Genomic DNA, 7,355 nt, shown 5'->3' on the forward strand with positions numbered 1-7,355 from the left:
GATTGCCAAGGAACTGGTCGCCCAAAGCGATATCGTCTGCGAGAATTTCGCCTTCGGGGTGATGGACCGCATGGGGCTGGGGTACGATGTCCTGAAGCAGATCAAGCCCGATATCATCATGATCGCGATGTCCGGCTACGGCGCCACCGGGCCGGAACGGGAGTTCGTCTCGTACGGGCCGGCGCAGGTGCCATTGGCAGGGATGTCGTCGCTCACCGGTTACGCCGGCTGGCGGCCGATGCACGTCGGTATCTCCTACGGCGATCCCACCGCCGGACTGCATGGCGCCTTTGCCGTGTTGGCGGCGCTCCTCTACCGTGCCCGCACCGGCCGCGGCCAGTTCATCGATCTGTCTCAGCAGGAGACGACGATTGCGGTGCTGCCGGAAGGCGCCATGGACTACGCTATGAATGGCACGCAGCCGCCACGCCGGGGCAACCGTGATCCAGGCATGGCCCCACACGGTGTGTTCCGTTGCGCCGGAGAGCAGCGCTGGGTGGCAATTGCGGTCCGCGACGACGCCGAATGGGTGCGCTTGGCTGGCGTCATCGGGCGTCCGGGCCTGGCGACAGATCCCAGCTATCAGGTGCTTGCCGCGCGCCAGGCGAACGAGGATCGGCTGGAGGAGATCGTGACGGAATGGACGCGGGAGCGATCGCCCGAGGAAGTCACCGACATCCTTCAGCGTGCGGGCATCCCGGCGTTCACGTCCTGCAGCAACCAAGATATTGCGGAGGATCTCCACCTCAACCAGACCGGGGCGTTCGTGCGGCTCGAGCACCCGGAGGTCGGGACGCGGCAGCACATTGGCATCCCATGGCGCATGACCGGCACCCCCTGCGCGGTGCGCCGCCCGGCACCGTGCCTGGGACAGGACAGCGACTACGTGCTGTCGCAGATACTCCACTACTCGGCAGAGAAGATCGAGCGTTTACGAACGGGCAACGTTCTCATCTGATTCCGTGAGGGAGTGAGCGTGAGCACGTTCGAAGCCATATTCGTTTCGCCGGTGGCGTGGATCGGACGCCGGTTGGAGTCCTTGCCGCAACAGCCGGTACGTCGTGCCGTGGTGTTGGTTGCTGCCGAGCGGCAAGCGCATGCTATCCGGCGCCACGTGTGTGTCGAGCGCGGACGGCCCGATCATCTCGCCGGTGTGCTGTTCTTACGCCCGGTTGAGTTCGCCCGCGAGCTGCTCGCGCGGGCGGGGCATGTCCGTACCGCTGCATGGGAAGACGTGCGCAGACTGCGCGTCCTGGAGTTGTTCGAGTCGGGAGCGCTGTCCGGCTCGCTGCGCTATTTCAGCGCCGAGCAACTGCGCTCCGGTCAGGGCTATGTCGATGCCTTCGCTCGGACCATTGCCGACCTGGAGGCCAGCGGCCTCGACCCTTCACTGGCAGTGGCGGTTGCCGATGGCCTCGCAGGGCAGGACCGCCAGGCGGCAGACCGCCTGCATGATGTCGCGGTCACCTGGAAGGCCGCCGATGCGAACAGAGGCATCGCGGCGACCGACGCGCAGGTGCTTGCCGAAGCCGCCGAGCTGGCCGTGCACCGGCCCGAACTGCTGGCCCCGTTTGGTTCCATCTTCGCCGTGCTGGCGGCATCGCCTTCGACCACGCTGTTGCGCTTTCTGCGTGCGATTCCCGCCTGTCATGTCGTGTTCCAGGAGGCGCGTCCGCTGCGTACGGGTACCCAGCGCTGGCGGCAAATGCTCCCGGTGTCTGCTGATAGCGGCCCAAGCGAGCGACGAGTGTCCGCCGATTCCGAGCTCGACCTGGTACAGAACTTCCTCTTCGCGCTCCCGGAGGTGCTGACCGATCCGCGGCGACCACGGTCCACGGGTCCCGACGGCACTGTGGACTTGGAGGAGTACCCGAGTATCGAGGATGAAATCGAGGCGGCGGCTACCTGGGTCACGGAGCAGATCGCGGCGGGCACGCCGCTCGAGCAGATCGCCCTGGTGGTTCCGGAGGTCGACGCCTACGCGCCGCTTCTCTCTGATCGCCTGGCACGCCTGACGCCCGATTCTACTCAAAACGTGATTCGGGTGTACGTGGCCGGCGGACTTGCCTTGGCGGCGTTCCCGGCGGGGATGCGCTTGCACGGTGTGCTCCAGGCCGTGGCGCGCGGACTGGAGGCCGAGGCCACCATCCGCGTCCTGCCGGCATTGCGGCGGGGTGACAGCGACGGCGGTCACGGCCGTGTCCGCCTCTCACCTTCGCGCGCCGCCGAGATCGTCTACGGCGCCGGAATCTTGGGCGGCACTCCGGGAGATCCGGCTGGGGTCGGTGAATGGGTCCCTCGCCTGACGCGCCGGCGTGACGCACTGCGGTCGCTCCTCGAGACGGCGGCCAAGAAGAAAGGAGATCCAGGGGCGCGTGTGGATGTCCGTGACCGCGTGGCGGCCGAGCGTTGGCTGCGTGACGTCGAGCCGATCCTTCCCGCCATCAGCGAGCTGCAGGAACTGGCGGAGAACGTCATCGCCGGGGTCGGACTCGCCGCCGTGTGGCACATGTTCCGCGCCTTCTGTGCGCGCCGGCTGCGTGTCCCGCCACAGCCGGCGAACATCCTCGGCCTCCTGGATCAACGAGTGCAGCCCATCCTCGCTGATGCGGTGGCCGCGCGTGTGACCGGATTTTCAGCCGTTCGCTTCTTGATGGATCTGCTCCGGTCGGAACGGCAGTCGACGGCGCGCTTCGGCGAGCCGTGCGTCTTCATCGGCACCGCCTCGCAGGCCAGCGGTCTGCCGTTCAGCGCGGTGCGCGTGCTCGGTTTGGCGGAAGGGGCGCTGCCACACACGCCGCACGACGACCCGATCGTTCCGGATGTGCTGCGTCCCGACATCGAGACCACCGCCCGCAGTCTACAAAAGGATGCGGACATCGTGATCCCACGTTTGGCGGATCGTGTTCTCGATGACATTCACGATGTCTTTCGGGTGGTCAGTGGCGTGCGGGGGCGCCTCGCTCTGTCGGCGCCTCGGCAGTGGGTGGATCGCAGCGAACGTGAAGTGTCCGGTATCATGCTCGAAGTGGCCACGGCGCTCGGGCGCACGGGCGGCGGTATCGACGAGGGGGATGTGCCGACGGCGGCACGGCTGCGTGCCGCCTACCTGAACCCGGGCCGTGACGCCCGCTTGCGCAACGCCGGGCAACGGCCGCTGTCGCCGCGTGCCGTTCTCGCTGCGGTGCTGGCCGCGCTGCCGCACGAGGCCGGAATCATCGTCGTCCCCGCTGACTGGATGGATGACGGGGTGCTGGCGGTGGACCAGCTCTGGCAGCGACTCGCCGCAGTCGAGGATCACTCCCCTGGTGTGATGGACGGCATCGTTACAGAGGCGTGGGCCGTGGTGCCCCAGGCTGGACTGTTTCCTCGCCATCCGATTTCGGCCTCGGCGTTGAACCTGCTGCTCCGCTGCCCGCACCAGTTTCTGCTGACGCGGGTGCTGCACCTGTCCGAGCCGACGCCGCCGCCGTCGGCTGATGTGATCGATCCGAAAGTGTACGGGTCGTTGTTCCATACGGCGGCGGAGCGTTTCTACCACGAGGCCGGTGCGGCAGTGTGCCGCCGCCAGGGCGATGTCGAGACATGGATCGCACGCGCCCGGACGATTGCGGAGGAGGCGTTCGACGAGTTGCGGCACGAGTATCCGATGCGTGGCGAAGACGGCATCGCGCGCGAGCGCAACCGCCTGCTACGGCAGATCGAACAGCTGGTACTCTACGAATGGAACGTACCGCCACGTGAGTTTCTCGAAAGCGAGATGACCTTTGGCGCTCCCGCGCCGGTGCGGTTGGCGCTGGAGGCCGGAGACCTCTACGTGTGGGGGAAGATAGACCGGATCGATCGCATCGAAGGGCAGACGCTGGCGGTGAGGGATCTGAAGACCGGCCGCGTGCGGGACTTCGGCGAAGATCCGATCAACGCGGGTCGAGATCTGCAAATCGGCGTGTATGTCCTGGCACTGGAATCCAGCGGTTACGGCGGCGCGCCGGTTGGTGTGGCGGCGTACGTGCACCCGTCGACCGCGCGCGATCCGGACCGGGCCTTCGAGGGACCGAACGTGGAAGTCTTGCGGCGCCACACGCGTGAATGGCTGGGCATCGCACGACAGCTGTTGACCGGCGGCCTGTTCCCGCGGACGCCCAATCGCGATGACTGCAAGTACTGCCCGTTCGTGCCGGCGTGCGGCGACGGCGCGGCGCAGCGCTCGGCCGTGAAACTCAACAACCTGCCTCCGGCCCACGCCCTCGAGCCCTTCGCCCGCTTCAAGCGCAAGGAAGGCGAGAGAGGGCGTTGATGCGGAGGGCGATGCCATGACCGACGGCCATCTCACATCGCCCGCCCCCTTGCCGCCGGATCAGGCGGCCCGTGATGCCATCATCCACGAGCGCGACTGCAACGTCGCCGTGGTTGCCGGCGCCGGGACCGGGAAAACCAAAACCATTATCGACCGCGCCGTCGAGTTGCTGGCGCCGAGGCGCGCCGGCGTGAAGCCCATCGGCATTCAGACCATGGCGCTGATCACCTTTACGCGCCGGGCCGCGGGGGAGCTGCGCTTCCGCATCCGCGAACACCTGCTGCGCCAGCTGGAACGCGAGGCGGGACGCGACGAGCGGCGCGCCTCGCTGCTGCGCGATGCCCTGGGAAATCTGGACGCCGCGTTCGTTGGCACCATTCACGGCTTCGCCGACCGCCTGCTGCGCCTGCGGCCGGTCGAAGCGGCTCTCAGTCCGGCGTATGCGCTCGTCGAGGACACCAGCGAGCTGGTGAACGAAACCTTCGTGCGACTGCGGCGGGCCGCGGAAGTTGGGGGCCTGCGGAAAGAGCTCGGCCGCTTCGGTGCGCCTCTCGACGCCACCTTGATCGACGAGGCCGCGGAAACCTTGCGCGCCGCCACCCGTGCCGGCTTGCAGATGGAGCGTGCCGAGACTGTGTACGGCTCGGTCGCATCCCTCGAGGCCACGATGTCGCGCATGATCGACACCCGCGACGTCGCCGTCGACCTGTGCGCGGTACCTGATCCCCAGCTCGATCAGGCACGCGCCGCGGCCGACCGCCTGGCCCAGATGGTCAAGCTCATGCGTGGGACCGCCTTCGGGCACCGCAGCGTGCGATTGATGGCGCGTGCCCTGAACCGCCTGCGCTCCGTCGTTGATCCCGCCGAGGCCTTCCGCATTGTTCAGGACGGGCTTGGTGGACGGCAGCTCACCAAGGGGACGGATTTCAACAACGACGACAACGGCTGGTCGATTTACAAAGCCATCCGGCCGCAGGATACCGCCAGAGGCTCGCTGGCCGAGCAGCTCAAAGGCCCACACCGCTGGCTGGCCACGCGCTTGGTGCGCTTGTTCCCCGTCGTGCGCGCCATGTACGAGCGCGTGAAAGCCGAGCATGAGGTGGTCGACTACCTCGATCTGCTCATCAAGCTGCGCGACCTGCTGCGCGACAATCTCAGCGCGCGCCGTTTCTACCAGAGCCTTTTCGAGCACATCTTCGTCGATGAGTTCCAGGACACCGACCCGCTGCAGTGCGAGATCGTCTTCTATCTGTGCGAAGATACGGCCGCGACGACCAGCAGCGATGCCCGAGGTTGGCAGGCCGTGCAGCTGGCGCCGGGCAAGCTCACGATCGTCGGCGACCCGAAGCAATCGATCTACCGTTTCCGCCGCGCGGACATCGCCATGTACGGGCTGGCGACCGAGCGCCTCATCGCCGGCGGCGCGCTCGAACAGCGCTTGGAAACCAACTTTCGCAGCCGCCCGGAGCTGATCACTTTTTTCAACCGGCAGCTCGGGAAAGTGCTGGGCAAGAACGATGGGCCGGCGTTCGACCCGCAAACCGGACGCGCCAATTACGAAGACCTGCTGCCCAGCGCCGTCATCCCTGCGGCTGGCGTGACCGTACATGTCCTGCCGTATGCGGACCTCCAGAACGAAGGCCTGCTGGCTGCCGACGGCCGCGTCGTCGAGGCGGCCATGCTGGCGCGCCATGTGCGCTGGCTGCTCGATACGCATTGCAAGGTGCGTGACTCGGACACCAACGAGGAGCGCCCCGTGCAGCCGGGTGACATCGCCGTGCTCGCCGCCGTCACCACCAACCTCCGGCTGCTGTTGCAGGAGTTCGATGCGCTTGGGATCGAGTACAGCGCGCGCGGTGGGGCGCTGTTTCTCGCTCATCCCGTGGTGCGCCAGTACCTGCTTGCGTTGCGATCCCTTGCCGACCGCAACGACGGCGTCGCCGAAGCGGCGCTGCTACGCCCGCCGTTTTTCGCCCTCGATCTCAGCGACGCCGTGATCGCACGCGGCGACAAGGATGTTGTGGCCGACGGGCGGCGGGCGCGTATGGAACACGCCCTGGCGATCGTGGCCACCCTGCGGGAGCAGCGGTATGCGCAGTCCCCTGGAGCCACGGCACGCGATCTGATCGAGCGCACGGCACTTGGCCGCACCGTGGTGACGGGCCGTAACGGGCGCCAGACATTGGCGGCGCTGTACGAAGTTGCCTCCGAGCTTGATCGTCGCGCGGCCATCGAGGGGCGCGACTACGATGCCGCGACCGAACTGTTCCGGTCATGGGCGGAAGCCCCGGTCTTTCTCGATGCGCCGGAGCCGTCCGGGACGGGTGCGGTCCGCGTCATGACGACGCATAGCGCCAAGGGGCTCGAGTTTCCGGTCGTCATCTTGTGGGACGGCTATCAGACGTTCAACGAGCGCGGTGGCGGCATCTGGCACGTTGGGCGTGACGGGCGGGCCTGGGCGCTCAGTCTCGGGGCGGTGGCCATCGAGCATCCGGCGGGGGCTCACGTGCTGGATCGCGAGAAACAATTTGGCGATCAGGAGCGGCGACGTCTCTACTACGTTGCCGCCACCCGCGCGCGCGATCTTCTGGTGCTGCCGGCGCCGCTGACGAAGAGCAGAAGACTGCAATACGCCACGACCGAGCTGGCGGATGGAGCAGAGCTCGAACAGGTCCGCCGGTTCGAACCCTTCCGGCTCGAACGGCTTCCGGAGTGGGCCCGTAGCATCACGCCGCCACCGCCTCGGCGTATCCGAAGCGACGCCGGGCTACAGCAACAGCTGGCTGCGGTGCGGCTGGATTTCCAACAGTCCCTTGCCGTATCTGCTCAGCCCGTTGCCGTTCCCACCGCGGTCACCCTGGAAGCCACCGGTGCCAGCATGGGGCAGGAAATCGACATCGAGTCCGAACGCGCCCGCAAGGCCGAGTCGGGACGATTGGGCCCGGCATTCGGCTCGGCGGTGCATCGGGCGCTCGAACTGATCCTGGCGGGCAGCATCGACAGCGCGTCCGCTGCTGTCTCGTTGGCATCGCAGGAGGTCGGGCTGAGCGAGTCCCTG

General features: G+C 67.2%; 3 protein-coding genes. All 3 read left to right on the top strand.

All coding sequences use genetic code 11. The features are described 5' to 3' along the window. On the top strand, positions 1 to 958 hold a 958-nt coding region (locus VF515_00060), incomplete at its 5' end, for a CoA transferase (GenBank protein ID HEX7406023.1). 18 nt (positions 959 to 976) lie between these two features. Further along, positions 977 to 4,297, top strand: a complete 3,321-nt coding sequence (locus VF515_00065) for a PD-(D/E)XK nuclease family protein (protein HEX7406024.1) — start codon at positions 977 to 979, stop codon at positions 4,295 to 4,297. Between the two features lie 16 nt (positions 4,298 to 4,313). Beyond that, the coding region (locus VF515_00070; GenBank protein ID HEX7406025.1) for a UvrD-helicase domain-containing protein at positions 4,314 to 7,355 on the top strand (3,042 nt) is incomplete at its 3' end.

This window comes from Candidatus Binatia bacterium (genome assembly GCA_036382395.1).
GTDB lineage: Bacteria > Desulfobacterota > Binatia > HRBIN30 > HRBIN30 > JAGDMS01.